Consider the following 24,149-nt stretch of genomic DNA (forward strand, 5'->3'; position numbering starts at 1 on the left):
CTTTTATGTGTGAAGTTAGCTGTTCCTCTGCTTACGATGCGCTGGGAAGAGAATCTTCTATCCCCAGTGTTTTTTTGCGTCCTGCATATAAGTAGACAGCCAGTCCGGCCATTACTAGCAAGCCTCCGGTCCATTGAAGTCCGTTCAGCTTCTCTCCGAGCAGCAGGAAAGCCAGAATACTCGCCCCAACCGGTTCCCCGAGAATATTCATCGAGACTGTTGTAGCCGATACATACTGCATTAGCCAATTAAACAAAATGTGGCCAAAGACCGTCGGTACCACAGCCAGCAGAACGAAAATCCCCCACTCTTTCGGAGGATAATCAAAGAACGGAATACCGGCCAGCACATTATAAACCGCGAATACAATAGATGCGGAGATAAATAAAATTAGGCTGTACAGATATGACGGCATACGGGAAACAAGGCGCTGGCCAACCATCATATGTACCGCAACAGCAGCAGTTCCGCCAATGGACAACAGATCACCTTTTACATTATCCGGAGACAGTCCAATATCACCCCAGCCGATAAATACGGTTCCGAAGATCGCAATCCCAAGTCCGGCAATCGCAGATAGCGTGCTCTTTTCTTTATACAGTACATAGCACCCAATCATAATAAAAACGGGTTCCAGCGCCATTATCATCGTTGAGCTGGCAACGGAAGTGAATTTGAGCGAACCCATCCACAGTAAAAAATGCAAGGCGAGCATCATGCCGGAGAATCCGAGCAACAGCCAGTCTTTACGACGCAAGGCAAAAGCTGCTCCACTGTAAGGCCGGGCAAACGGCAGCATCAGCAGCGAAGTGAACAACAACCGGTACATGCCTTGAACAGAGGCCGGAGCTGAGGACCATTTAATAAAAATGGACGAAAAAGAGATGGCCACAATTCCAATCAGCATTAATAGCGGAACCGGAACGGGCGGTTTTTTAGCATTCACAGCAAAGCGTCCTTTCAGGTCAATTAGATGATACCTATGTAAATTTACCTCAATTTTCGAAAAAATGCAGCTTTTTCAGGAAAAATCATTAGGGTAGAGGCACAAGTTCCTGCTGCCCGCTAGAACTCATGCCTCTGGAATTTACAGCTATTCAGCTACGTTAAGGCTTAAGAATCACCTTGATACAATCCTCTTCTTTCTCTTGAAACACATGGTAGCCATGCTCCGCTCTGCTGATCGGCAGCCGGTGGGTGATGATGTCAGTCGGATCAAACTTATTCTCCTTAATCATCTTGTAGAGGGTCGGCATGTAGTGAATGACCGGCGCCTGCCCCATTTTCAGTGAAATATTACGTTCAAAAAGCTGGCCCAGCGGGAACAAATTATAGTTGAGGCCATACACACCGACTAACTGGATCGTCCCAAATTTACGGACTACCTGAGTCGCAATCCGGAAAGCCCCAAGCGACCCGCCCTGCAGCATCAAGGCTGTCTCCACCTTTTCTGCTACTGTCTTTTTAGCATCCAGCCCTACACAGTCAATGACTACATCCGCTCCGCCGCGGGTAATCTCCTTGAGATGCGCCTCGATGTCCTTGATTTTTTCAAAATTAAAAATCTCCACATTATTTGTCCGTTTGGCGTGCTGCAGACGGTACGGGACATGATCAACGGCGATCACACGGGAAGCTCCCTTCATCCAGGCGAATTTCTGGGTCAGCAGGCCGACCGGACCGCAGCCCAGGACAATTACGGTATCTCCGGGCTTCACACCAGCACTTTCAACACCCCACCAGGCGGTAGGCACAATGTCAGAGAGGAAGAGCAGCTTCTCATCCTCCATCTCCGCATCCTCCGGCACCACGAAGGGTCCGAAATTGCCATAAGGCACTCTAAGCAATTCTGCCTGGCCTCCGGCATAACCTCCGTACGTATCCGAATAACCCAGAAATCCTCCGGTGTCCTTAGCCTCATTCGAATGATCGCACTGGCTTTCCATCTCATGCTGGCAAAAATAACATTGTCCGCAGGCTACGTTAAAAGGAACGATAACACGGTCGCCTCTTTTAACCTTGGTGACCTCCGGCCCCACATCCTCCACAATCCCCATCGGCTCATGCCCGATCACATAATCATGATGCATGCCCGGAATTTCACCGTTATAAATATGCAGATCTGAGCCGCAAATTGCAGTGGAAGTGATGCGTACAATAATGTCGTCCTTTTTTTCCAGCTTGGCGTCGGCTACTTCCTTGACTTCGACTTTCTTTTTCCCCTGATAAGTTACTGCCTTCATGACAAGGACCACTCCTTTGAAGTAGAGTAATAAACTTAGCGGGCTACACTGGTTAGAAGCATACTATGTTATAACCCTAAACTCCTGTGGCTTATCCCCTTATCTGAAAGACTTCACCCTCAATATGCCTGAAAAAGTCAAATACGCCCTCCATCAGGAGCCAAGCCCCCAGAATTACGGCTGTCAGAAGCACAATGGACAACACCAGCCAAACCTTGATATGCCGTTGCCGCCTGCTGGCCTTGCCCAGCCCTACTTCCTCATCCGTCTTCCAATACCAGTCTTTAACGGGTTTCATGAGGGTGTTGACTCTCCTTCCGTACCGGCAGGCGGATACAGCAGCGGAGAATACATCATCAGCGCATGATTCTCCGCCACAGCCTCATCCCCTGCAAGCGCTCCGCTGCGTGTCAGCACTTTGCGCCGGATGATGTTGCTGCGGATGTAGCCGCCCCATGGCTCCAGGCTGATCACATGATCCGCCTCGTATACTTCATAACGGTACATTTGCTCTGCTTCGCATCTCCACTCACCATGCAGATGAGTGTCATCCAGATGAAGCTTCAGCTGATACGTATGCTCTGTATTGTTCTTGAGCTGCAGATCAAGGTAATTATAGGCGCATGTAGCTCCACTGCCAAAAGGCTGAGTCCGGCGCTCATCCGGGAAGACATCATAGCTGTGCCGGTGCCGTTCGGTTACAGTTAGAGGTGTATGCAGCGTTATCCAGTAAATAAGATTGGACAGCTGGCATAAACCGCCTCCCGTTCCGGCACGAAATCCTCCAGAATAGAGAACCATTCCGTCCAGATAGCCCTTGCGGCGGGTCGGCTTGCCGATGCTTCGCCAATAGGAGAAGGTCTCACCGGGACGGATCAGCAGTCCATCCAGTTTCCCCGCAGCTAGTCTCAGGTTCGTGATTTTATTGTACTGCAGCTGCATATCTACATTCCGCAAACTGCGCAGCAGCGGTGTTGCATGACTGGCTGCTTGATAGTCCAATGGGGCAGCCATACGAACCTTAGCCTTCTTACCGGGCCGGGTCAGCCATTGCAAGTATCTTTTCCAGGTAAAATACCGCTTGCCGGCAAACAACCGCAGCCGGGAACGGCGGATTGGCTTCATGGCGGCTTTCACTTGATTCATCGGAACATAATTTCATCAGCAGGACGCAGTTTAACAAATCTTCCGCCGAGGACTCCATTGTGATGCCTCACAATCTCTTCACCGCTTAGGTTTCCATTGTCGAAGGTACTGTGGGCATCCTGGACCAGTATATTGTTGTAACCCATACTGTAAGCACGCCGGCACGTTGTATCCAGACAGAACTCCGTCTGCATCCCGCAGATCACCAGATCTGTAATTCCTTGACGCTGGAGCTCTTCATGCAGCCGGGTCCGGTGAAACGCATCCCAGGTCGGTTTCTCCACGATTGTCTCCCCTTCCTTCGGCTTTACAAGGCTGCTGATCTCCCATGTTGGCAATCCTCTGGTATACTCCTCGTCTTCCGTATGCTGAATATACACAACCGGAATGTTTGCGGATCGTGCTTTGCCGAGCAAAGATACAATCCGCTTCATTACATTGTCCACGTCATACAGCTTCATATCCGGATAAGAAAACATCGCCTCTTGAACATCAATAATGAGCAGTGCAGTTGACATTGATAACTCCTCCTTGGCTCTTCGATACTACTCTACTATTTATACTGTCAAAGATTATATCAGACCTGAAGGCTTAATAGATCCATAACAGTTGAAATTCCTGGATATTCTCAGGACATAACAGTGAATTGAGGGAATGGAGAAACCGCTCATCCAGCAGGATCAGGTGCCATTGCAGAAAAAAAGTATCCCAAAACCATCAAATGGTTCTAGGATACCCCTTCGTTTCCTGTAGTTATTTGCCCCGCTTGTTATGCCAGATCAGCGCATGCAGCTGCGGCAGCACCCGTGCCCTGTTCATCTCCGGATCAGCGATCACAAGATTGAACAGCCATTCCAGCCGGCCGAGGAGACGCGCCGAGATATCTCCCGGCTCAGTAACATCCTCATTCCCGGGCTGCAGGTATAGCGGAACTCCGGGATAGCGCTGGTGCACGCTTTTGGCATAGGCGTAGTCTTGCTCGTCAAACACCACGACCTTCAGGCTGTGCGCAGCCTTACCTTGCTCCTTCAGCTTGCCCATAATGCTGTCCAGCATTGTCCAGTCCGTCTTCATTCCCGAGCTTGGCGGTTTGGGGCTGATCGTCAGCGTATCTATATCATAGAACCAGTCCTGCCAGCGGCTGCCCTGTGTTTCGATAGCCGCCTGAATGCCGCGCTCATGCAGCAGAGCAACAAATTCCGCCATACTGCTGCCGAGCAGGGCCGGGTTCCCACCGGAAATGGTCACAGAGTCAAAGTTCGTGCCTGCCAGCGCAAAAAGCTCATTCATAATTTCTTCCGGATCCAGCATCCGTACAATATCTTTAGCTGAACCATCCCAGGTAAAGGCGGAATCGCACCAGCTGCAGCGGTAATCACAGCCGTAGGTGCGGACGAACATTGTTTTGACACCGATCACGGCGCCTTCCCCTTGAATCGTGGGACCGAAGATTTCGATTACCGGTATTTTACTCACAGTCACAGCCCCCGTGCAGGCGGTAGGCAGGTCCATCCTCCGGAATATCTGCAGCCAGTACCTCTGCCCATGAGGTTGGCGTCTCCCACAACTTGACTGAATACAGCGGCAATGATGCTTGTTTCAGTTGATGGGCCACATAGGCAGACATATTCTCTGCAGTTGTACGGAATCCGAGCAGCGCCACTTTAGAGCCGGTATTCTGAAGAGTCTCCAGCACAGGCTCATTGCCCATCGCCAGAAAAGCATGATCCAGACGGTCTACCAGACTTTGCTGCACAATAGTCTTAATGTCGCTAAAATCAACAACAAAGCCTTCATCAGAGTGCCCAACTTCTGTAGAAGGTTTGCCTTTTAACACGACTTCAAGCTTATAAGTATGCCCATGCAGGTTGCTGCATTTGCCTTTGTGTCCAATCAGCTGATGCGCGGAATCAAAGGTGAAAATTTTGCAGACCGATATTTCGCCCAGCATTATAGACCCCCTTTCGATTGTTCCGCCATGTATTGCTCAAGGCCGCGCTGACGCAGCAGACATGCCGGACATGTGCCGCAGCCGCTGCCGACGATGCCGTTATAGCAGGTCAACGTGTGCTCACGGATATAGTCAAAGTGACCCAGTTCATCGGCCAGCTTCCAGGTTTCTTTTTTGTCCAGCCACATCAGCGGCGTATGAATAACGAATTCATAGTCCATCGACAGATTGAGTGTTACATTCAGGGACTTCACGAACACATCCCGGCAATCAGGATACCCGCTGAAGTCTGTCTGGCATACACCGGTGATGATATTGGCATAGCCCAGCTGTTTGGCCAGAATCGCCGCAAAAGACAGGAACAACAGATTACGCCCATCCACGAACGTACTTGGCAGCTCCCCATCTTCTCCAGCTTCAATCTCAATGTCATCCCGTGTTAAAGCGTTAGGTGCCAGCTGATTGAGCAGACCCAGATCCAGAATATGCTGCTTCACACCAAACTTCGCGGCAATCTCTTTGGCGACTTCAATCTCGGCGGCGTGGCGCTGATTATAGTTAAACGTGACTACCTGAACCTCTTCAAAGTGCTTAATCGCCCATACGAGGCAGGTGGTGCTGTCTTGTCCGCCGCTGAATACGACGAGTGCTTTTTTATTCAATTTCAGTTCTCCTCTCCATTACTGCTACACGGCTTAGCGGTTATCGACCTTTTCAGGATACATGTCATGATTCATCAGCCGGTGCTCGGCCATTGCTTCATACTTGGTTCCCGGACGTCCCCAGTTGCAGTAAGGATCTATGGAAATCCCGCCGCGCGGTGTGAACTTGCCCCACACTTCGATATAACGCGGATTCATCAAGGAAATCAGATCATTCATAATAATGTTGACACAATCCTCATGAAAATCACCATGATTACGGAAGCTGAACAAATAGAGCTTCAGTGATTTGGATTCAACCATCTTGATATCTGGAATGTACGAGATATACATCACGCCGAAATCCGGCTGTCCGGTAACGGGACACAGACTCGTGAACTCCGGACAATTGAATTTCACAAAATAATCACGGCCGGGATGCTTGTTATCGAAGCTTTCCAGGATCTCAGGAGCATACCCGAATTTATATTGTGTTCCCTGATTGCCCAGCAGGGTAACTTCCTTCATTTCCTCTTTCAATCTGCCTTCTGACATGACAAAAAACCCCTCTCTTTTCCTGCGGCTTTCGCCGGATTCGGAAAGAAGAACGAGATTTCGAAAACTTGGCTCTACTAAGAAGACAAGCCTCTATGACACCAGTAAACGGCATTTTTAGCCGTCTGGCGGTCAGGCGTTGTCTTATTGACGCATGGCATAACATGTAAAGTATACTGCAGATATGCTCAAAGCGGCCTTAGTTTTTTATAGAGGGAGTTTGCGAACCTCTCCTGCGGCATATACGCAGAATTCTTCTTATACTTATACTAGCGTCTTGAACTATATCATGTTTCGCAGATCGCTGGCAACCCTTAAAGATGATCCAAAATTAGTGAACACAGCATACCCAGCGCGGCCATAAATCCGGTCAGCGGCCCCCCCTCCTCATATGCCTCCGGCATCATGCTGGAGGATACCATCGAAATGATTCCGCCCCCGGCAAAAGAAGCAATAATCGCCGTTGTAGATCCGTTGGCATGATCCATAAAGCTATAGCCTGCACCCGAGGCGAGCGTTGATATAACAAGTACACTGAGCCATAGCAGCATCACCTTAGTTTTGCTGTAGCCATCCTGTTTGAGCCCGGCTGTACTGGAGAGCCCCTCGGGAATATTACTGATAAAAATAGCAATTACTAGCAGCAGGCTAACTCCCTGGCCGGAGATCAGGCTAGCCCCGATCATAATGGATTCAGGAATCGCATCCAGTACCGTACCAGCAAAAATCGCCAGCCCGCTGCTGCCTTTTCCCTTTGAGCCGCCAGCACCTCTAACGGACCGTTTACGTCCGGAACCGCCTTTTCGCGAGATGTACCAGTCGAACAAGGTGAAAACCAGCGCACCGGCTGTAAATCCGATAATGGTCGGGAACAGCCCGCCATCATTGGCGGAATCGTCCAGCAGCTCATAGGCGGCGGCTCCGATTAACACTCCGGTTCCGAATGCCATAATAAAGCCAATAAGCTTCTTGCGGATAGGCAGAAACAGCGCCATCAGTGCACCAATTAGTACGGCAGAACCACTGACCGCTCCCCATAGGACAGCACTCAACATCAGATTCACCTTCTTCAGTCAGTTGGAATTGCGCCGAATGCGCATGTTAGTATTGTACACTCCAAAATAAGCAGGCAAACATTGCAGCAGTGTTTCCCCCCTGCTTTTATAAATGTTCTGTGAGTTCCCGAATAAATTCATTCAATTAATTATTAATATCATTAAAGATAACTTCATCGTATATTGCAAAAGCTTCCCGTTCATTAGTCGAATTGAAGTTGTCGTGACTTTCAAGCCAATTTTACAATATGGATTCAATTTCAATGAAAGGGGTAACTTAAAAAAAATAATCTCCATAACAAGGATGGGATCAGGCAATGGAACAAAACGTGCAGAAGCTTAAAGAATGGCTTACCTCAGAAGTAAATGAAACGATTGTAATTACTAAAGAGGAGCTTAATGATTTGGATACGGTCCATTTCAGTTTAGAAAGCGTTGATTACCGGGATTCAGAGGATACCCTCGATGATTATCTGAGTGACGCGCTGATCTTGAGAGGTTCGGGAAACACCTTGAACGCTGATGGTGATCTTGTACCGCTTCCGCAGCAAAGCTATGAAATCGCCGTAAGCGGTCTTAAGCTGCAGACCATCGAAGCTGATAAAGTCGAGCTGCAGACGGACCGTGGCAAATATACCCTTGCTCTGAGTTAAACGTAATAAAAGGCCGCGGGAATTCCCCGCGGCCTGATTTATTCTTCTCCGATGATCTTCACTTCGGTCTCCAGTTCAACGCCGAATTTGTCTTTAACTGCAGCACGCACGTGATGAATCAGCCCGATATAATCACTTGCAGTTGCATTATCCGCGTTCACAATAAATCCGGCATGCTTACGGGAAACCTCTGCACCGCCGATCCGTGTTCCCTGCAGACCGCTTTCCTGTATTAACTGGCCGGCATAACGCCCGGGCGGCCGTTTGAAGACACTGCCGCATGAAGGATATTCGAGAGGCTGCTTTGACTCCCGCAAATGGGTAAGCTCATCCATTGACGCTTTGATCTGAGCCGGATCCCCCTGCTTCAGGGCAAACCGCGCCTCCAGCACAATATATTCTCCACTGGCGAAGATGCTGTGCCGGTACCCCCATTCCAGATCATCTCCCCGTAAAGTGACCATTTCACCCGATTGGTTAAGGGCAAGGGCACTCTCCAGTACATCCTTCACTTCTCCCCCGTATGCTCCGGCGTTCATATACAGAGCTCCGCCTACTGTTCCAGGAATACCACAGGCAAATTCCAGACCTGACAGCTGATGCTCCAGGGCATAATAAGAGGCATCAATAATCTTAGCACCGCACTGGGCAACAAGAACCTCGCCTTGAATTTCTATTTGGCTAAGCTCCGAGGTTTGAAGGACAATCCCCCTTATACCGCCATCACGGATAATGACATTCGAGCCGTTACCCAGAATGGTGAGCGGAATGTGATTCTCGCGTGCATATGTAACTATGGTTCGGATTTCCTCATACGAAACGGGCGCAGCCAGGATGTCCGCTTTGCCTCCTATTTGGGTGAACACATAAGATTTCAGCACTTCACCGCTTCTAACTACTCCATTGGGAAGCAGCTTCTGCAAATCTTCTTGAATTTTATTGATATTCATCGTTCATGCTCCTTTAACTACTTGAAAATGATGATCTACATGTATCCGAAGGAAAAAGAATGGCATTAATCTATGCAGAATATACCGAGAACTCTGAGCCTTACTGCGGCAACCACAACTGTAACAACGAACAGGCTCCCTTGTCAATGACGGGAGCCTGTGCTTGAAATTGTCCTATATAAATTATGCGGCAATTTCATAAAATATAATCTAAGCCTGCGCCGAAGCAGTGCTGTTACGGTATTCGGCTCTGCGTTTGGCCCGTTCTTCCTCTGTCAGCCGGGGGCAAGTATAGCAGTAGCTTCCCCCTTCTGTACGGTAGTAAAGGCAGCAGCGGTTGCGCATTTGGACCGTCGAAGCCGGATCGGCAAGTGCTTCCACCTTCCGTACCTTCACGTGAAACGGATTTCTCGCAAGCTGAAATACCGCTGCAGGCATTTCGTCCGTCAGATACCTGTAGTCAGCTTGTATGGTCTGCATGAGGCCGTTATTGCTGCCGGCAGCCAGCATTTCTATATAGTAATTAAATTTGGTTGGCAGCTGGCCCCAAATCTCACTAATCCCAAGGCCAGTGACATTAGATAATACACTCAGCAGAGGTGCTGCAGTTTCCTGGTAGAATTGTGTTAACCTGCCGTTTCGCCAAGAAATCCGCTGTTCAGGATCCGCAGGAGCAGGACTGAAGGTCCATGTGTCCAAGGAAAAGGCTACCCGCCAATACCCTTCAGCAGGAATGAGGTGTACCGACAGGTCGGACAAACTGACCTTCGGCATCGCGGAGTAAACAGAAATTGCGTACTGCACGGCAAGTGCGACGTTGCCAAATGACCCGGCGAAATAAGACGCCGCTACTTTGTCATCCAGCCCCTTGATGATTGGCCGGTAGCAATCTATAAAAGCCCTCATGCCGTCTTCACGGGTCAGCTCTCTGGCGGCAAAAGAATACCTCGCACCCTCTGGTGCTGTAGGATGAAGATCAAATTTGCTGCCAAAGTGTTTTATCAGTTCAGGTGTCTGTGCCTCATCCATAGTAATTCCTCCTTCCTCCCCTGCACCTTAACCCGAATCTACAAACCAGCTGCCTTTGAGGCCGCAAGCTCATAAGGCAGGCACAATGGCACGCCGGTGCGCGGATCTGGAACAATGTCACATTCAATACCAAAAACTTTGCGGAGAACATCGGGTGTCATAACCTCTGCCGGAGTACCTTCACTGATTACCGTACCCGATTTAATCGCCACCATATGCTGTGCATAACGGGAAGCATGGTTCAAATCATGCACAACCATGATGATAGTTCGCCCTTCTTCCTCATTCAATTTCTGTAATAGCTGCAGCACTTCCAGCTGGTGAGCCATATCAAGGAAGGTAGTCGGTTCATCCAGGAACAGAATATCTGTCTGCTGGGCTAGGGCCATAGCTATCCAGGCGCGCTGGCGCTGGCCGCCGGAGAGGCGGTCTATGGGGCGATCGTGGAACTCCTCCATTCCGGTCACCGTAATCGCATTTGCGATAATGCTGCGGTCCTCAGGCGTCATCGTTCCGAATCCTTTTTGGTGCGGATAGCGGCCATACCCAACCAGTTCGGATACCGTTAGTCCGTCGGGAGCTGTCGGATTCTGCGGCAGAATCGCCAACTGGCGGGCCACTTCTTTTGTGGACAGCGTATGAATCGACTTTCCGTCCAGCATGACACTACCGCTCTTAGGCTTCATAATCCGTGCCATGGTTTTGAGAATGGTTGATTTCCCGGAGCCGTTTGCCCCTACCAGCGCCGTGATTTTTCCAGTCGGAAGCGACAGGTTCAAGCCATTAACAATCGTAGCCTCCGCATACCCAATGCTTAGCTGTTCTGTGTTCAATCGTTCTGACATGAAATCCACTCCTTACAAATTTATATTATTTCAGGCCTTTGATCTGGCTAACAAATATAAGAAATACGGTGCGCCGATGATCGCCACAACGATACCGGTTGGTAATTCCGCGGGCTGCAGAATCCACCGGGCGATGGTGTCAGCGGTAATTAACAGCAGGGCGCCCACTAATGCGCATGCCGGCAGCAGTACCTGATGCTTCGGACCAACCAGCCTGCGGGCCAGGTGAGGTGCGATTAGACCCACGAATCCAATACCGCCGCTTACGGCAACACAGGCACCTGACAGAATGACTGCGGCAGCCAGCAGCAGGATACGTTCCTTCTCCACCGGCAGCCCCAGCCCAGCCGAGGTCTGATCGCCGAGACTCAACAGATTAAGCACCCGGGACTTGTAGAAGGTATATGGAAGCAGAATGACAATCCAAGGCAAAAGAGCAAGTACAAACCGCCAATCCCCGCCCCAGATTTTACCGGCCAGCCAAATCGACACGAATTGAAAATTTTGCGGATCCAGCCTTAAGGATAAAATCAGCTGGAAAGCGTAGATACCAGCTCCTACTGCAATCCCAATCAGAATCATTCTGGTGGGTGACAAGCCGTCTTCACGGCGGTAAGACAAACCATAAATCAGTGCTGCAGTAAGCACAGCTCCAACCAGTGCCATCAGCGGAAGTACATAAATATGAGCAGCGGTTGTATCCGGTACAAACGAGATAAAAATGATGACAGCAAATCCCGCACCAGCATTGATGCCCAGTGTGGATGGCTCGGCCAGGGCATTGCGCGACAGACCTTGCAGGATGCAGCCTGATACAGCAAAGCCTGCACCAACGAGTATTGAAATTACGATGCGCGGCAGACGGAAATCAAACAGAATGAGCTTCTGCTGCTCAGTTCCGCCGCCAAGCAATGTATGTAAGACATCAAGCGGCGACAAGCGCATGAGTCCTGTATTCATACTGATAACAAACATGACAATAATGAGAATAGCCAGCAGCGATATTATAGTGATGTCCCTGCTGCGTCTCGGCTTCACTGCGGGAGAGGCTTGGAATCGGTTCATTATAGCTCCCCCTTCCGCTTGCTCGCCAAATATACAAAAAACGGTACGCCGATAACAGCAATTAAAGCGCCAATCGGAGTTTCATAAGGGGCATTAATAAGTCTGGCCGCAATATCAGCAAAAATAATCAGAAGACTTCCCAGCACCGCCGAACAGGGCAGAATCCACCGGTAATCCACGCCGACCAGATATCGTGTTATATGCGGTATTATCAGCCCGACAAAAGCGATAGGTCCTACCGTCGAAACAGCCGCCCCTGCCAGAATCACAACGACTATCATCCCGATAAATTGTACTAGCCTTGTGCGCTGCCCCAGCCCTGCCGCTACATCCCGGCCCAGACTCAGCAGGGTAATCGAGCGTGACAGCAGCATGGCGAGAATCAGTGCTCCTGTAATCCATGGTGTCATGATTCTGAGCTGGGTCCAATTGGCCCCACCAATGCCGCCAGCCATCCAGAAGGCGATGTCTTGGGATAGATGAAACAGAATTGCTACCCCTTGGCTCACGGCAAGTAACAGCGCGCTTACTGCTGCACCTGCCAGAGTCAGCCGCAGCGGCGTCAGGCCGCTGTGGGAAAGTGAACCTATCCCGAATACCAGGATAGATGCGGCTGCGGCACCGATGAAGCAATACAACATGATGTATAAAAAGGATGACGCTGGTGCTAAGGCAAAGGTTAATGCTAAAGCGGCACTGGCACCGGCATTCAGGCCAAGCAGACCCGAGTCTGCCAGCGGATTGCGGGTCATTCCCTGCATAATTGCTCCCGCGACGGCAAGACAGGCTCCGACTAAGGCGCCTGCCAGTGCGCGGGGAATCCGCAGCTCCCTGATGATCTGATGCTGCTGCAGATCCGGGTTAAACCTGAATACAGCTTCCCAGACCGTCGCCAGCTTGATATCTGCCGCACCTACCGATACGGAAAGCGCGAGACCGAAGAGCATTGCTGCAAGTCCGAAAAATAAAATAAAAGCAGCCGCAGCCGGTCTGGATTTCAGTGGCATCGCTCCATCCATCTTTGTAGATTCAGCTGTAGAATGTGTAGATGCGGCCATAAGTCTTCCCCTTAATGGATTAAATTCAAGTCATTGATGATAACGAATCTCACTTGATTGATACTGTATATCATTCTCATTATCGCAAATAAAAGAAACATGTACAAGACTCCAGGTATCTCATGAAAAATTTGTTCTGTTTTTCACAAAACACTTAAAAAAGATGCAGGCCTTATACCCGAAGGTATAAAAACCTGCACATTTCTCGGGCCGCTAAAGAAATTTTCAGCTCCCTTATTTTACAAGCGCGCTAAGCACATCATCAATCGTTTTGGAGTTAGCATAAGCACCGCTGTAGAGCCAGCTGCTGGATGCACTGAGTTCTGTAACATTTCCTGCCTTAACAGCAGGAATCCCCTTCCAGATGGGTCCGTTCAGAATTTCTGATGCATCTGTTTTATCGCTGTTCACAAGGAAAATATGATCAGCAGTCAGTTCAGCCAGTTTCTCAAGTGATATAGGATTCCAGGTCGCTCTGGAGTCAGCCGGAATCTCTGTTACAAGGTTAGGAAGCTTCAAGCCAAGGTCGCCGTATAATACAGAGCCACTGCTGCGTGTTTCATCCACAATAAAGAAGCTCTTTTGCACCAGCCACAAAATGGCAACGGATTTGTCACCGGATGATGCTGTAATTTTTTCCTTAGCGTCTGCAGCCTTTTGGTCGTATTCAGCAATCGCTTGTTCAGCCTCAGGAGTCTTATTCAGCAGTTCACCGATTGTAAGCAGCGTTTTGCGCCAGTCCTTGCTGATCTCATCGCCCAGTACATAGGTAGGCGCGATTTTGTTCAGCTGATCATACAGACCGTTCTGCACACTGCCTTCAGACTGGACGATATGGAAGTCCGGTGCGAAGCTGGTTACAGCCTCCAGCGGAAGATCGTAGCTGATCGTAGGCACATCTTTAAGCGCGTCGGACAAGTAGTCCTGAATCCCGTTTGACACGGACCATTGGGCAACTGGAGTTACCCCGAGTGTTACCAGATAGTCTTCCAGATAAGAACCAAGCACACGCTGTGGATTTGCAGGAACAGTTACTTTATGCCCCATGGCATCAGTCACAGTCTTCTCCGCAGCCGGAGCAGCGGTTTCTGTTGGTGCAGTTGTAGCCTCAGCGGTTGCCGCAGGTGCAGCACTAGAATTTGCCGCATTGCCATTGTTGTTATTGCCGCAAGCGGACAAGAATACAGTCATTGTCAAGAGGCCGGCCAAGACCAGCTTCCTACTCCCGGATTTCTTTTGATCAAACAAAAACATGTAATACCCCTCCTGTATATTTATCCTTTTTGGTCAAAGGTTTTTGAAGTGCCTTCGCCTTAACTCTTTAAATGATATTGATTCTCATTATCTATGTCAATATAATATTTATTTCCCTATCTGTATACTGAGATTCAGATCCGGTTAAAATCCATAAAAAAACGGCTGCCTCCGTGAAATACGGAAACAGCCGTCTGCTGGAATATACCTGTCTATTTGTGCAAATGATAAGGTACTGTCGCTACAACAATATCTTTTTGATTCATTAAATACGAGCGGATGAACAAGCTGGTCTGGTTATGGAGAATCGCCTGCCACCAATGCTTAGTGATAAATTGTGGAATCAGTATTGTAATATGGTCCGTCGAGGCTGTCTTCCACTCTACCGTATCAATAAACTTCACTAACGGACGGATGATGCTGCGGTAACGGGAACGAAGGACAATCAGGCGTACGCCCGGATTCCATTCCTCCCACTTTTGCTCCATCTTGTGAATCTCTTCTTCATCAAAACCAACATACACAGCGACCACATTTTCGGTCAAAGACTTCGCATAGCTGATCGAATGCAGCACGGCACGTGTAACACCAGCGACTGGAACCACTACGGTACTTCCCTTGATACACGGTTTATCTGTAGATGGACAAATGCGCAGCTGATCTGCCGTATTCTGATAATGGCCGTGAATGCGGTGGAATACGATCATAACAACCGGCAGAAAGATGAAAGCCATCCAGACACTTGAGAATTTCGTAATAATGAAAATCAGTGTAATCGTAAGTGTAGTGAGCATACCCACTGTATTGACGGCAAATTTGTTTTGCCAGCCTTTTGGTTTGTCTTTATACCAATGCACCATCATTCCAAGCTGGGATAAAGTGAATGGGATAAATACCCCTACCGCATAGAGCGGAATCAGGCTTTCTGTATTTCCGTGGAATGCAGCAACCAGCAATGCTGATAGCACACCGAGAAAAATAATACCATTAGAGAAGCCCAGCCGGTCTCCGCGGACCATAAAGGCATGGGGCAGATATTTGTCTTTGGCGAACATAAAGGCAAGCAGCGGGAATGCCGAGTATGCCGTATTTGCTGCCAGGAACAAAATCACTGCCGTGATCCCTTGAATGAAGAAGTACAAACCGCCGCGGCCGAAAGTGGATTCAGCAATTTGCGAAACAACGGTTGCTTTTTCATCAGGCATTACTCCGTACCAGTAGGCCAGCAGGGTGATTCCTGTAAACATAATACCAAGGATAAGCCCCATCATCATCAAGGTTTTGGCTGCATTTTTTTCGGCCGGCGCCTTGAAGTTCGGGATAGCATTCGATACCGCTTCTACCCCGGTCAAGGCTGAACAGCCGGAGCTGAACGCCTTAAGCAAGAGGAACAGGCTGACGTTTGATACAGCAGACCCGATTTCAGGCACATTGGCATGAGCGCCGCCGGTCATGTATTTGAATACTCCGGCAACAATCAGGACAAAGATAGATACTACGAACAAATATACCGGGATTGCTATAAAAGAAGCCGATTCCGTAACACCGCGCAGATTGACAATTGTTAACAGTAAAATAACGGATACCGCAATCAGTACAGAATGATCATGCAAACCTGGAAAAGCGGATGTAATCGCGTCTGTACCGGCTGAGGCACTAACCGCAACAGTAAGAATATAATCTACCAATAAAGAGCCTCCGGCTAACAGGCCGGTAGGAACACCGAGATTGCTCTTGGCCACGATGTATGCCCCGCCCCCTTGCGGATAAGCGAAGATCGTCTGGCGATAGGACAAAATAAGTATGGCCAGCAAGCCCAGAACGGCTAATGCAATTGGCAGTGAGTACCAGATGGCAGTGAAACCTGCGGCCACCAGTACAATCAGGATTTGTTCCGTTCCGTAGGCTACAGACGAGAGCGCATCAGAAGACAGGACAGCCAGTGCTTTCACCTTGGATAACTTTTCATGATCGAGTTCGTTCGACTTCATCGGACGCCCGATCAATAGTCGTTTTACCTTGCTTACCATTGTAGTAACAGTTCCTCTCTTTGTGAGTTGAAACGGTAGTACCGTGCGCTGTTTTCATAGGCGGATTTCATAAATGCAGGCACAAAAATAAGCATACGGAAATGATCCGCATGCCTAGGCATGGTCATTATCCCACCCTTGCTTACGAGGTTAGCTGGCGGATTCGGGCTGTGGTAGCCCTACAGTTGCAGTCATTGTGACTGCTTCCGATTCACCCCAATGGCCTTACGGCCAAGTTTGGTTCCCCCGTTTTCCCTTCGGAAAATTCAGCGCATATTCAACTTCTCACAAGGTCTAATGATAGTCTACAATGCATTTACAGTAAAGCTTTGAATCAAATGAAAAAAGAATGAAAAAACATCCAAAACACGCAAATCCAAGATCGGGGATAAGTCGATCTTTCATTCTCTTGCATTATCCCTCATTACCTTGGTTTTAGAGTGTTTTGGATGTAAAATGTGACAAAAAAATCAGGAATAATTTAGGCTTGAATTCAGTCTACCCGCTGCCTATTCCATCTGATCAGTCTTGCGTCCGGTCCACAGCAATATTGTGATCAGCACAAACGCTGTCAGAGCCATTAAAGGAATTGTAATGAACCCCAATAAGTTAATATAATCCTGATTACAAGGAACGCCGATGGTGCAAGGAAGCACTTTGCTCAGCGCAGGAATCTTCTGCTCGGAATAGTGATACAATGAGATGCTCCCGCCAATAATACTTAAAGGCAATACGTAGGGAATGATGCGCTTATCCCCCCGGTACGTGGCAATTCCAAGCAGAAACAGCTGCGGATACATAAAGATACGCTGGAACCAGCACAGCTTACAGGGTTCATATTTGAGGACTTCACTTAAGTACAAGCTGCCGGCAACGGCAATGATGGACACAAACCAGGCCAAATACAGACAGTGGCGGCGGCAAAAGGTAGAGAATTTCATCACTCGGCATCCACCGCATCAGAAGCGACTTTGATCTGGGCGTCGATGGCTTCAATATTAAACGGTTCTTTAACCATCACTCCGTTAACAAATACGGTTGGTGTTGAACTAACTCCTGCGTTTTTAGCAAGGTCAATATCGGTCTGTAGTTCATCCATATAGGTCTTGTCTTCAATATCTTTGCGCAGCAGATCAAAGTCAACCGGCAGGTTTTCCTTTCGGGCCAGATCCACTAAATAGTCTGTGGTCGCCCATTCCTTGTTCTCGTCGCCCTGATTGGCATATAGAGCGTCATAATAGGTCCAGAATGCATCACTGTTCTGATGATAGACAGACAATGCGGCAAGCGAGGCTGTAGTCGAATCCGGTCCGATAAAAGCCATGTTTACAAAATAAAAGGCTGCTTTATCCTGATTCACATACTCCTGGACAATCTGCGGCTTAATGACACCGGTGAATTGAGCGCAGGCCGGGCATTTAAAATCACCGAATTCGACGATTTTGACCGGTGCATCCTCTTTTCCGAGTCTTGGAAGTTCACTGTAGTTAAAACTTAACGGCTCGGCGGAAGAAACCTCATTGGAATTGTCCTTTGCTGCCAGCAAGTATAACCCTACAAAGATAATGACTACTAAAGCTATTGTGCTGACAATCAGGATTCTCGTTTTCTGCTTCTGCTGTTCCAGCTCTGCCTTACGTTTCTCCTGTTTGCTCATTTGGGGAATCGCGGCGGTTTTCCGTTTGTTTTGGCTCAAATGAGAGTTCCTTTCTGTCCATTAGGACCCATAAGATATGAATCATATAATTTAAAATTATATAATTAAACTTCTCACTTTGGCAAACCAGAGCTTACACGGCCTCCGGTTTCATTTGCCTCCCCTTCTGTTCACTCTTATCCTGCACTTGCCGGGGCTCTGTCTCCGCGGACGGCAGCCTAATATTCAAAATAAACTCTGTACCTTTATCAACCTCCGATTCTGCCCAGATTCGTCCATTCATTAGCTCTATCAGCTTCTTGCAAATTGCGAGGCCCAGCCCTGTACCTTGATACTGCCTGCTATGGGAGGCATCCAGCTGGGTGAACGGCTGAAACAGCAGCTCCAGTTTTTCCGGAGGAATTCCGATTCCTGTATCTTTTATCCGGAATGTTAAGCCCTGGCCATTCTCTTGCCCACCAGAGGATTCTACTGTTACATGTATATCACCAAACGGAGTGAATTTCACGGCATTACCGATTAGATTCACCATAATTTGACGGATCCTTAAGCTGTCTCCGACCAAATATTCTGGAATATCCTGCGATACCTGCAAATGGAGCTGCAGATTCTTTTCTCTGGCGGTTGCCTCAAACAAATCAATACATTCCTCCAGCAATACAGGCAGTTGAAAGGTTTCACTACGCAGCTGCATTCCATCTGATTCCAGACGGGAAATATCCAGAACATCACTTATAACATTAAGCAGCGCCTGACTGCTTCTATATTGCAGCCGCAGCATTTCCTGCTGATCCGGATTCTCAATATCCTCTGCCAAAAGTTGATTAATTCCAATAATCCCGTTCAGCGGTGTTCTGATTTCATGGCTCATTATGGCCAGAAATTCACTTTTCATCCGGTCTGCGCTTTCCGCCGCTTCCTTGGCAATAATCAGCTCCTGTTGAAACTTAACAATTGCGGTTACATCCTCAGCAACGATATATACGAGCCGCTGCTTGTCATTGATGAGCGGAAAGACAGTGGTACTGCAGATCAGACTTCCGCCGCTTTTTATTTTCACTGCAAGTTCCAGCTTGGCAGAGTGTCCTTCCACCGCCTGCTTAACCGCTGCCTTAAGTAAGGCCTCATCCTCTGCAGTGCACAGGATTTTTTTGTAATCACCCAGCTCTTCCTTTTCATAGCCGGTCGTTTGCCGCAATGAAGGATTGGCGCTAATGACTTTTTTACGGAACGGATCGATACAGAGCACCATATCCGGGCTGGATTCAAACAATGCCGTATACCGCTGTTCATTGAATTTTGCCGAGAAGAGGACCCGTTTACGGTCTTTATAAAGAAGAATCAGTACGATTAATACGATTAATATAAACGAACCGGCAAGGATCATACCGAGGAACGAATCCGCCAGTAAGGGAGCTGTACTTGAATAAATGAGTGTCTCGTCTGCCGGAAAGGACGCACCTGACATCGCTGCATAATGTGTTCCTGTTAAGGAAGCGGTCAGTACGGATACAAGCAATATTTTTTTCGCCGTGAACATGTTATAGTCATTTTCTATCCATTTGGGTTTATAAGAAGCAGTAATAACTGGAACAGCTAAAGAGAATACAATGGACAGAAGGACAGAAAACTGACTCTGCTCATAATCACCGGCAAACTTCATAGACATAATTCCGCTAAAATGCATGATGAGAATACCGCTGCTGAACAATATACCGCCGAACGCCAAATAACCCTTGCTGCGTGTGTAAGGACTACTAAGGAGCAGAAGAAGCGCGTAAGACGCGGCTATGGACACAACCAGGGACAGCAGCAGCAACGGAAGATCATACGATACAGTGACCTCCAGTTTCATCGCCCGCATGCCGATATAATGCATACTCCACATCCCAGTGCCCAGGATGCAGGATATTACAAGAATAAAGCGATACCCTCGCTTACCGCGAACCAGCCGTTCTGTCAGATCAAGGGTTGCAAAACAGGTAAGTAATGCTATTACAACGGAAAAGAGGACCAGCAGCTCACTGTAATGATCCTGATGATGCAGCATTCGCCCCTCCCCTTTCTTCATCAGTAATGTATAAGTATACTATTTACACTACCTTTACCCGGCAAGAAACGGCACGAATCGGCCAAATATGGTCATTTCATGGTCAATTTTATCAAAAAAAAGAAACGGAATACTCTCCCATGGAGGCAGTATCCGTTCCGCAAGGTCGTTATTTATTGCAAAAGGCACAGCGCAATTACTCCGCACCATGCCTCATGTAGATTTAAATTTATGCTCCGGCTTCCTCCGTCAAAAACTGCATCTTCAGCAGTTTTATCCGGGAAATCCGTTTGTTATCTGTCTCATCCACCACAAACAGATGGCCGTCAAATTCGAAGGTCTGACCTTTTTGCGGCGGATTAACCTCCAGCTTGGAATAAAACCAGCCGCCGATTGTATCATAGTCGTCTGTCTCCATATGAAGTCCCAGCAGGTCATTAATTTCTTCAATCAGCATAAGACCATCAATAGAGTATTCATCCTCCCCCAGCTTCTCAACGCCGGGACGTTCCTCATCGAACTCATCCTGAATCTCTCCGACAATCTCTTCCATAATGTCTTCCAAGGTAACCATGCCCGAAGTCCCGCCATACTCATCAATCAGAATAGCAATTTGAGTCTTGGCACGCTGCATTACCTTTAGAAGCGCACTAATCTGGATCGACTCCGGAACCGTAAGAATAGGACGAATCAATTCATTGTACTTCGGAGCCTGCTCACGGATCATATCCTTAATATGAATGAATCCGAGAATGTGATCTTTATCGCCGTCGCAGACCGGATAACGGGTTCTCATTCCATCGAAGGCGATTTCCAGGTTCTCCTCTGTAGAGAGATGGCTGTTCAAACAGATCATTTCAGTCCGGGGAATCATGATCTCCCGCGCCATAGTATCAGCAAATTCAAAAATATTGTCTACCAGTGTCATTTCGGTATTGTCGATCAGCCCGCTCTTATTGCTCTCCTGCATGATAATACGGATCTCTTCCTCGGTGTGAGCTGTCGCCAGCTCCGAAGCCGGTGACAAGCGGAAAATGCGAAGCAGTCCCCGGGCCAAACCATTGACGATCCAGATAAACGGATACATGATCCGGTAGAACACATTCATGGCTCCCGAGGTTAGCAGAAGTACTGCTTCCGCTTTGTTCACAGCAATGGTCTTGGGAGCAAGCTCTCCAAGGACAATATGCAGAACCGTGATAAACATAAAGGCAATAATCAGTGAAATCACATAAACGGCAGCATCGCCAAAGCCTAAGCTTGTTACAAGCGGCCCCACAATCGTGGCTACTGCAGGTTCTCCAAGCCACCCCAGAGCAAGCGAGGCAAGCGTAATGCCCAGCTGGCAGGCGGACAGATAAGCATCCAGATTGTGTACAATATTTCTTGCTGCGAGCGCTCTTTTGCTGCCTTCCTCAATCAGCGATTCAATGCGGCCACTGCGTACCTTGACCATTGCATACTCTACCGAAACAAAAAAGCCGTTAAACAGCACAAGCAAAATAATAAGACCTACATGTAATATACCGGGTAAAGGGTCGCTCAATTTATACTCCTATCCACCGTCTCCTCATTCGGGCGGATAGGCCCACCTCCTTCGTTTGTTCAAAATGTCAGCCTGCATAACGTCAGCTGTTCCTTTCAGAATCAATTTCCCAATGCCTTCATCTCCTGACTGAAATCACGGATTTATAAATATATACAATATTATATTATTACTCGCAGTACAAAAACAGGTCTAAACCATTGTAAAATATGATCTAGTTGTCTTTCTCTGGGACATCCATTCCCCAAAACGTATAAAATGAAGATATCTGCGTAAAACTTTTAATATATATGTTAAATCCTCAGAGCCCGCGCCGTCAACTTTTGTACTCCAGCATCAAAGAAACAGCAGACCGCTTTGAAGGGGGGCTGCTGTTTCTTTGGATTGTTTTCTATGGATAGTTAGCAGAAGTGAATTAACGCCAGTTGCGGGTTGGCGGATTGCCTATGACCCCTGGATATTGGTAAACGAGCGGTTCATCAAAAGTTGCGTAATCGAAATTGACCATCAGAAGTACGGTCCGCTGACCGGTAGCCGGATCGCTGATTATGATGTGATCACGGCCGGCAGCTTCAAGAACGCCTTTGTATATCTTCGCATTCCACTCTTTGTTGTTCTCATATGTGTAATAGAAAGTACCGATCTTACCCAAGTTAAGACGGAAAATATTCTCGATATAGGATTGTTCGAAGACCGGGGCGGTTGTCGGCATCACCGTTCCAGTCGGAGTCATCGGACTTCCGCTTGTAACTTGAGGCGGCACAGTTCCCATTGTACCCATAGTTCCCCCAGATCCCATAGTTCCCCCAGATCCCATAGTTCCCATTGATCCCATAGTTCCCATCGACCCGGCTGGCATCATGCCACCGGAAGCATTGCTGCCCATCATATAAGTAACGGGGCGGTAAGGTTGACCTATCATTTGTATAAAACCTCCTAATAGTTGTTAGCCAGGGAGACAGACTCTGGAATACTTCCCATCAGTCCGTCTGTCTCCTGCGGGCTGCGTTGCCTAGTATACAGCCGGGCAATCTCCAGCAGTCGGGGTAAAGAAGCAGTGGGCTTTGTAGCGTCCGGTATTCTTCTGGTTATACCACTCGGCAGGACAAGCTCCCACAGGACGGAAGAACCATAAGGCATTGGAAGCCGGCCAGGTTCTTTCACCTCCTATAGCTCTTTGGGCCAAGCGGATGTCCCTGTCCCGCGCCCGCTGATAGAAATATCCCTTCTGCGGGGCTTCGAAGCCGCCCGGACTCTGGTACACCATATCATTCACATTGCGAATGTTTTTGAAGTCCAGACAATTGCCTAGAATCCGGTTCACACCTACATTGCCAACCATCAGCATGCCCGATTCCCCATCCTCTTCGGCCTCAGCCCTCATAAGCCGCGCGAGCACCTTCACATCTCCTGAGTTCGCTTTGATGACGGCCACGCTTTCTCCTCCTTGTACTTGCTCCGTTAAGGTATCCGTGATCCGGACCGCATGAACCGGATTGTCGGTTAACCTGCTTCACAAGCATCCACTTTTCTTAACTGCTCGCTGTATTGTATGTGCATTCGCCTAAGAGGTGACAGTCAGTGCCCAATTTCTCCCGGTACCTTTTATTAGATTGATTTAGGGTTCATAAATCATTTTACGGGTCATACCTCCATCAATCACTAGCTGTGCGCCGGTAATAAAATTATTCTCAGGCGCCGTTAAATAAAGACAGGCCCTTGCAATATCCTCCGGCTTCCCTACCCGTCCGGAAGGATGCTGTTTATGGTCTATTTCACGCAGCTGCGCATAATCACCGGTCTCTATCCAGCCGGGACTGATACAGTTCACCGTGATTCCGTCCTCCCCTAAAGTGACCGCCATGGCATGCGTTAAGGCTGAAATTGCTCCCTTGGAGGCCGCATAAGCTTCCGTATTTGGCTCAGACATTAACGAACGGGTGGAAGACAGATTCACCACAGCGCCTCCTGCCGCATTCTTCCGCATGATTTTAGCTGCCTCACGGGTGGCCAGAAAAACACTCCGGGCATTGGTGTTAAGCACCTTGTCCCATTCGTCCGCCGAGAGCTCGTACAGCGTCTTGGTGTGCGCATTGGCAATCCCTGCATTATTAATCAGGATATCGATGGTACCGTATTTGCGGGCAGTGTGTGCGACTAAGGCAATAATCTGTCCTTCTATACTTACATCACAAGCTACGAATTCAGCAGACCCGCCTCTTCCCGTGATCTCCTCCGCAGATTCCTGCCCAAGAGCCGCATCCAGCTCTGCAATAACAACATTTGCACCTTCAGCAGCATAAGCTCGGGCAATTGCTCTGCCAATACCATGTCCGGCACCGGTAACAATAACTGTTTTATCTGCATATTTCACGAGTATGATTCTCCCTTCAAAAAGTTAGCTTAGCATAATATAAATAT

The 24,149-nt window shown here is 48.4% G+C and carries 25 protein-coding genes and 2 riboswitches; of the genes, 1 reads left to right on the forward strand and 24 read right to left on the reverse strand.

Annotation, left to right across the window (positions count from 1 at the left end):
- Window positions 1-31 precede the first annotated feature (31 nt).
- The 10 genes from QU597_RS15265 to QU597_RS15310 all read right to left on the reverse strand — a co-directional run bounded on the left by QU597_RS15265 (window position 32) and on the right by QU597_RS15310 (window position 7,591).
- Entirely contained in the window at window positions 32-946 is a 915-nt protein-coding gene (locus QU597_RS15265) for a DMT family transporter (protein WP_310828807.1), read from the reverse strand.
- A gap of 160 nt (window positions 947-1,106) precedes the next feature.
- On the reverse strand, window positions 1,107-2,243 hold the full coding sequence (locus tag QU597_RS15270; RefSeq protein ID WP_310828808.1) for a zinc-dependent alcohol dehydrogenase: 1,137 nt from the start codon (window positions 2,241-2,243) through the stop codon (window positions 1,107-1,109).
- Between the two features lie 91 nt (window positions 2,244-2,334).
- Complete coding sequence (locus QU597_RS15275; RefSeq protein WP_310828809.1) at window positions 2,335-2,541, reverse strand: hypothetical protein; 207 nt, start codon at window positions 2,539-2,541, stop codon at window positions 2,335-2,337.
- Window positions 2,538-3,389 carry a VanW family protein gene (locus tag QU597_RS15280; RefSeq protein ID WP_310828810.1) on the reverse strand — a complete coding sequence of 284 codons (852 nt, stop codon included), beginning with the start codon at window positions 3,387-3,389 and terminating at the stop codon, window positions 2,538-2,540. Before QU597_RS15280 ends, QU597_RS15275 begins: the two co-directional genes overlap by 4 nt.
- Window positions 3,386-3,907, reverse strand: coding sequence for a cysteine hydrolase family protein (locus QU597_RS15285; RefSeq protein ID WP_310828811.1), 522 nt, complete (start codon window positions 3,905-3,907; stop codon window positions 3,386-3,388). The genes QU597_RS15280 and QU597_RS15285 overlap by 4 nt, the downstream gene beginning before the upstream one ends.
- Window positions 3,908-4,142: 235 nt before the next feature.
- Window positions 4,143-4,865 (reverse strand): 7-carboxy-7-deazaguanine synthase QueE, encoded by a 723-nt coding sequence (gene queE, locus QU597_RS15290; protein ID WP_310828812.1) that lies wholly within the window; start codon window positions 4,863-4,865, stop codon window positions 4,143-4,145.
- Window positions 4,858-5,340: a 6-carboxytetrahydropterin synthase QueD gene (gene queD, locus QU597_RS15295; protein ID WP_310828813.1), complete on the reverse strand. Its 483-nt coding sequence runs from the start codon at window positions 5,338-5,340 to the stop codon at window positions 4,858-4,860. The genes queE and queD overlap by 8 nt, the downstream gene beginning before the upstream one ends.
- Entirely contained in the window at window positions 5,340-6,008 is a 669-nt protein-coding gene (gene queC, locus QU597_RS15300) for a 7-cyano-7-deazaguanine synthase QueC (protein WP_310833328.1), read from the reverse strand. The genes queD and queC overlap by 1 nt, the downstream gene beginning before the upstream one ends.
- A 27-nt stretch (window positions 6,009-6,035) precedes the next feature.
- Window positions 6,036-6,536 carry a preQ(1) synthase gene (queF, locus tag QU597_RS15305; protein ID WP_206100233.1) on the reverse strand — a complete coding sequence of 167 codons (501 nt, stop codon included), beginning with the start codon at window positions 6,534-6,536 and terminating at the stop codon, window positions 6,036-6,038.
- Between the two features lie 193 nt (window positions 6,537-6,729).
- A riboswitch (PreQ1 riboswitch) is annotated at window positions 6,730-6,773 on the reverse strand.
- A gap of 77 nt (window positions 6,774-6,850) precedes the next feature.
- Window positions 6,851-7,591, reverse strand: a complete 741-nt coding sequence (locus tag QU597_RS15310; protein WP_310828814.1) for a ZIP family metal transporter — start codon at window positions 7,589-7,591, stop codon at window positions 6,851-6,853.
- 317 nt (window positions 7,592-7,908) lie between these two features.
- Between QU597_RS15310 and ymzB the strand changes: the two genes are divergently transcribed.
- Window positions 7,909-8,244 (forward strand): protein YmzB, encoded by a 336-nt coding sequence (gene ymzB / locus QU597_RS15315; protein ID WP_310828815.1) that lies wholly within the window; start codon window positions 7,909-7,911, stop codon window positions 8,242-8,244.
- A gap of 38 nt (window positions 8,245-8,282) precedes the next feature.
- Here the strand turns inward: ymzB and murB are convergent, their stop codons facing one another.
- The 14 genes from murB to QU597_RS15385 form a co-directional block, all read right to left on the reverse strand.
- Window positions 8,283-9,194: a UDP-N-acetylmuramate dehydrogenase gene (gene murB / locus QU597_RS15320; RefSeq protein WP_310828816.1), complete on the reverse strand. Its 912-nt coding sequence runs from the start codon at window positions 9,192-9,194 to the stop codon at window positions 8,283-8,285.
- Between the two features lie 210 nt (window positions 9,195-9,404).
- Window positions 9,405-10,223: a (2Fe-2S)-binding protein gene (locus QU597_RS15325; protein ID WP_310828817.1), complete on the reverse strand. Its 819-nt coding sequence runs from the start codon at window positions 10,221-10,223 to the stop codon at window positions 9,405-9,407.
- A gap of 38 nt (window positions 10,224-10,261) precedes the next feature.
- The gene (locus QU597_RS15330) at window positions 10,262-11,068 is read right to left on the reverse strand and encodes an ABC transporter ATP-binding protein (RefSeq protein ID WP_236330225.1); all 807 of its coding nucleotides are present in this window, start codon (window positions 11,066-11,068) and stop codon (window positions 10,262-10,264) included.
- 30 nt (window positions 11,069-11,098) lie between these two features.
- The gene (locus QU597_RS15335) at window positions 11,099-12,133 is read right to left on the reverse strand and encodes a FecCD family ABC transporter permease (RefSeq protein WP_310828818.1); all 1,035 of its coding nucleotides are present in this window, start codon (window positions 12,131-12,133) and stop codon (window positions 11,099-11,101) included.
- The gene (locus QU597_RS15340; protein ID WP_370656192.1) at window positions 12,133-13,191 is read right to left on the reverse strand and encodes a FecCD family ABC transporter permease; all 1,059 of its coding nucleotides are present in this window, start codon (window positions 13,189-13,191) and stop codon (window positions 12,133-12,135) included. The genes QU597_RS15335 and QU597_RS15340 overlap by 1 nt, the downstream gene beginning before the upstream one ends.
- 234 nt (window positions 13,192-13,425) lie before the next feature.
- Window positions 13,426-14,445 carry an iron-hydroxamate ABC transporter substrate-binding protein gene (locus QU597_RS15345; RefSeq protein WP_310828819.1) on the reverse strand — a complete coding sequence of 340 codons (1,020 nt, stop codon included), beginning with the start codon at window positions 14,443-14,445 and terminating at the stop codon, window positions 13,426-13,428.
- 212 nt (window positions 14,446-14,657) lie between these two features.
- A complete protein-coding gene (gene kimA / locus QU597_RS15350) occupies window positions 14,658-16,475 on the reverse strand; it encodes a potassium transporter KimA (protein WP_310828820.1) in 1,818 nt (605 codons plus the stop codon).
- Between the two features lie 124 nt (window positions 16,476-16,599).
- A riboswitch (cyclic di-AMP (ydaO/yuaA leader) is annotated at window positions 16,600-16,757 on the reverse strand.
- A gap of 227 nt (window positions 16,758-16,984) precedes the next feature.
- A complete protein-coding gene (locus QU597_RS15355) occupies window positions 16,985-17,416 on the reverse strand; it encodes a disulfide oxidoreductase (protein ID WP_310833330.1) in 432 nt (143 codons plus the stop codon).
- On the reverse strand, window positions 17,416-18,171 hold the full coding sequence (locus QU597_RS15360; RefSeq protein WP_310828821.1) for a DsbA family protein: 756 nt from the start codon (window positions 18,169-18,171) through the stop codon (window positions 17,416-17,418). Before QU597_RS15360 ends, QU597_RS15355 begins: the two co-directional genes overlap by 1 nt.
- Before the next feature lie 94 nt (window positions 18,172-18,265).
- Window positions 18,266-20,182 (reverse strand): ATP-binding protein, encoded by a 1,917-nt coding sequence (locus QU597_RS15365; RefSeq protein ID WP_310828822.1) that lies wholly within the window; start codon window positions 20,180-20,182, stop codon window positions 18,266-18,268.
- Between the two features lie 229 nt (window positions 20,183-20,411).
- A complete protein-coding gene (locus QU597_RS15370; RefSeq protein WP_310828823.1) occupies window positions 20,412-21,728 on the reverse strand; it encodes a hemolysin family protein in 1,317 nt (438 codons plus the stop codon).
- 415 nt (window positions 21,729-22,143) lie between these two features.
- Window positions 22,144-22,650, reverse strand: a complete 507-nt coding sequence (gene gerQ / locus QU597_RS15375) for a spore coat protein GerQ (protein ID WP_370656193.1) — start codon at window positions 22,648-22,650, stop codon at window positions 22,144-22,146.
- A 90-nt stretch (window positions 22,651-22,740) separates the two neighbouring features.
- Window positions 22,741-23,163, reverse strand: coding sequence for a cell wall hydrolase (locus QU597_RS15380; protein WP_310828824.1), 423 nt, complete (start codon window positions 23,161-23,163; stop codon window positions 22,741-22,743).
- A 183-nt stretch (window positions 23,164-23,346) separates the two neighbouring features.
- Window positions 23,347-24,102 (reverse strand): SDR family NAD(P)-dependent oxidoreductase, encoded by a 756-nt coding sequence (locus tag QU597_RS15385; protein WP_310828825.1) that lies wholly within the window; start codon window positions 24,100-24,102, stop codon window positions 23,347-23,349.
- Window positions 24,103-24,149: the final 47 nt, after the last annotated feature.

The organism is Paenibacillus pedocola, from assembly GCF_031599675.1.
Taxonomy (GTDB): domain Bacteria; phylum Bacillota; class Bacilli; order Paenibacillales; family Paenibacillaceae; genus Paenibacillus_AQ; species Paenibacillus_AQ pedocola.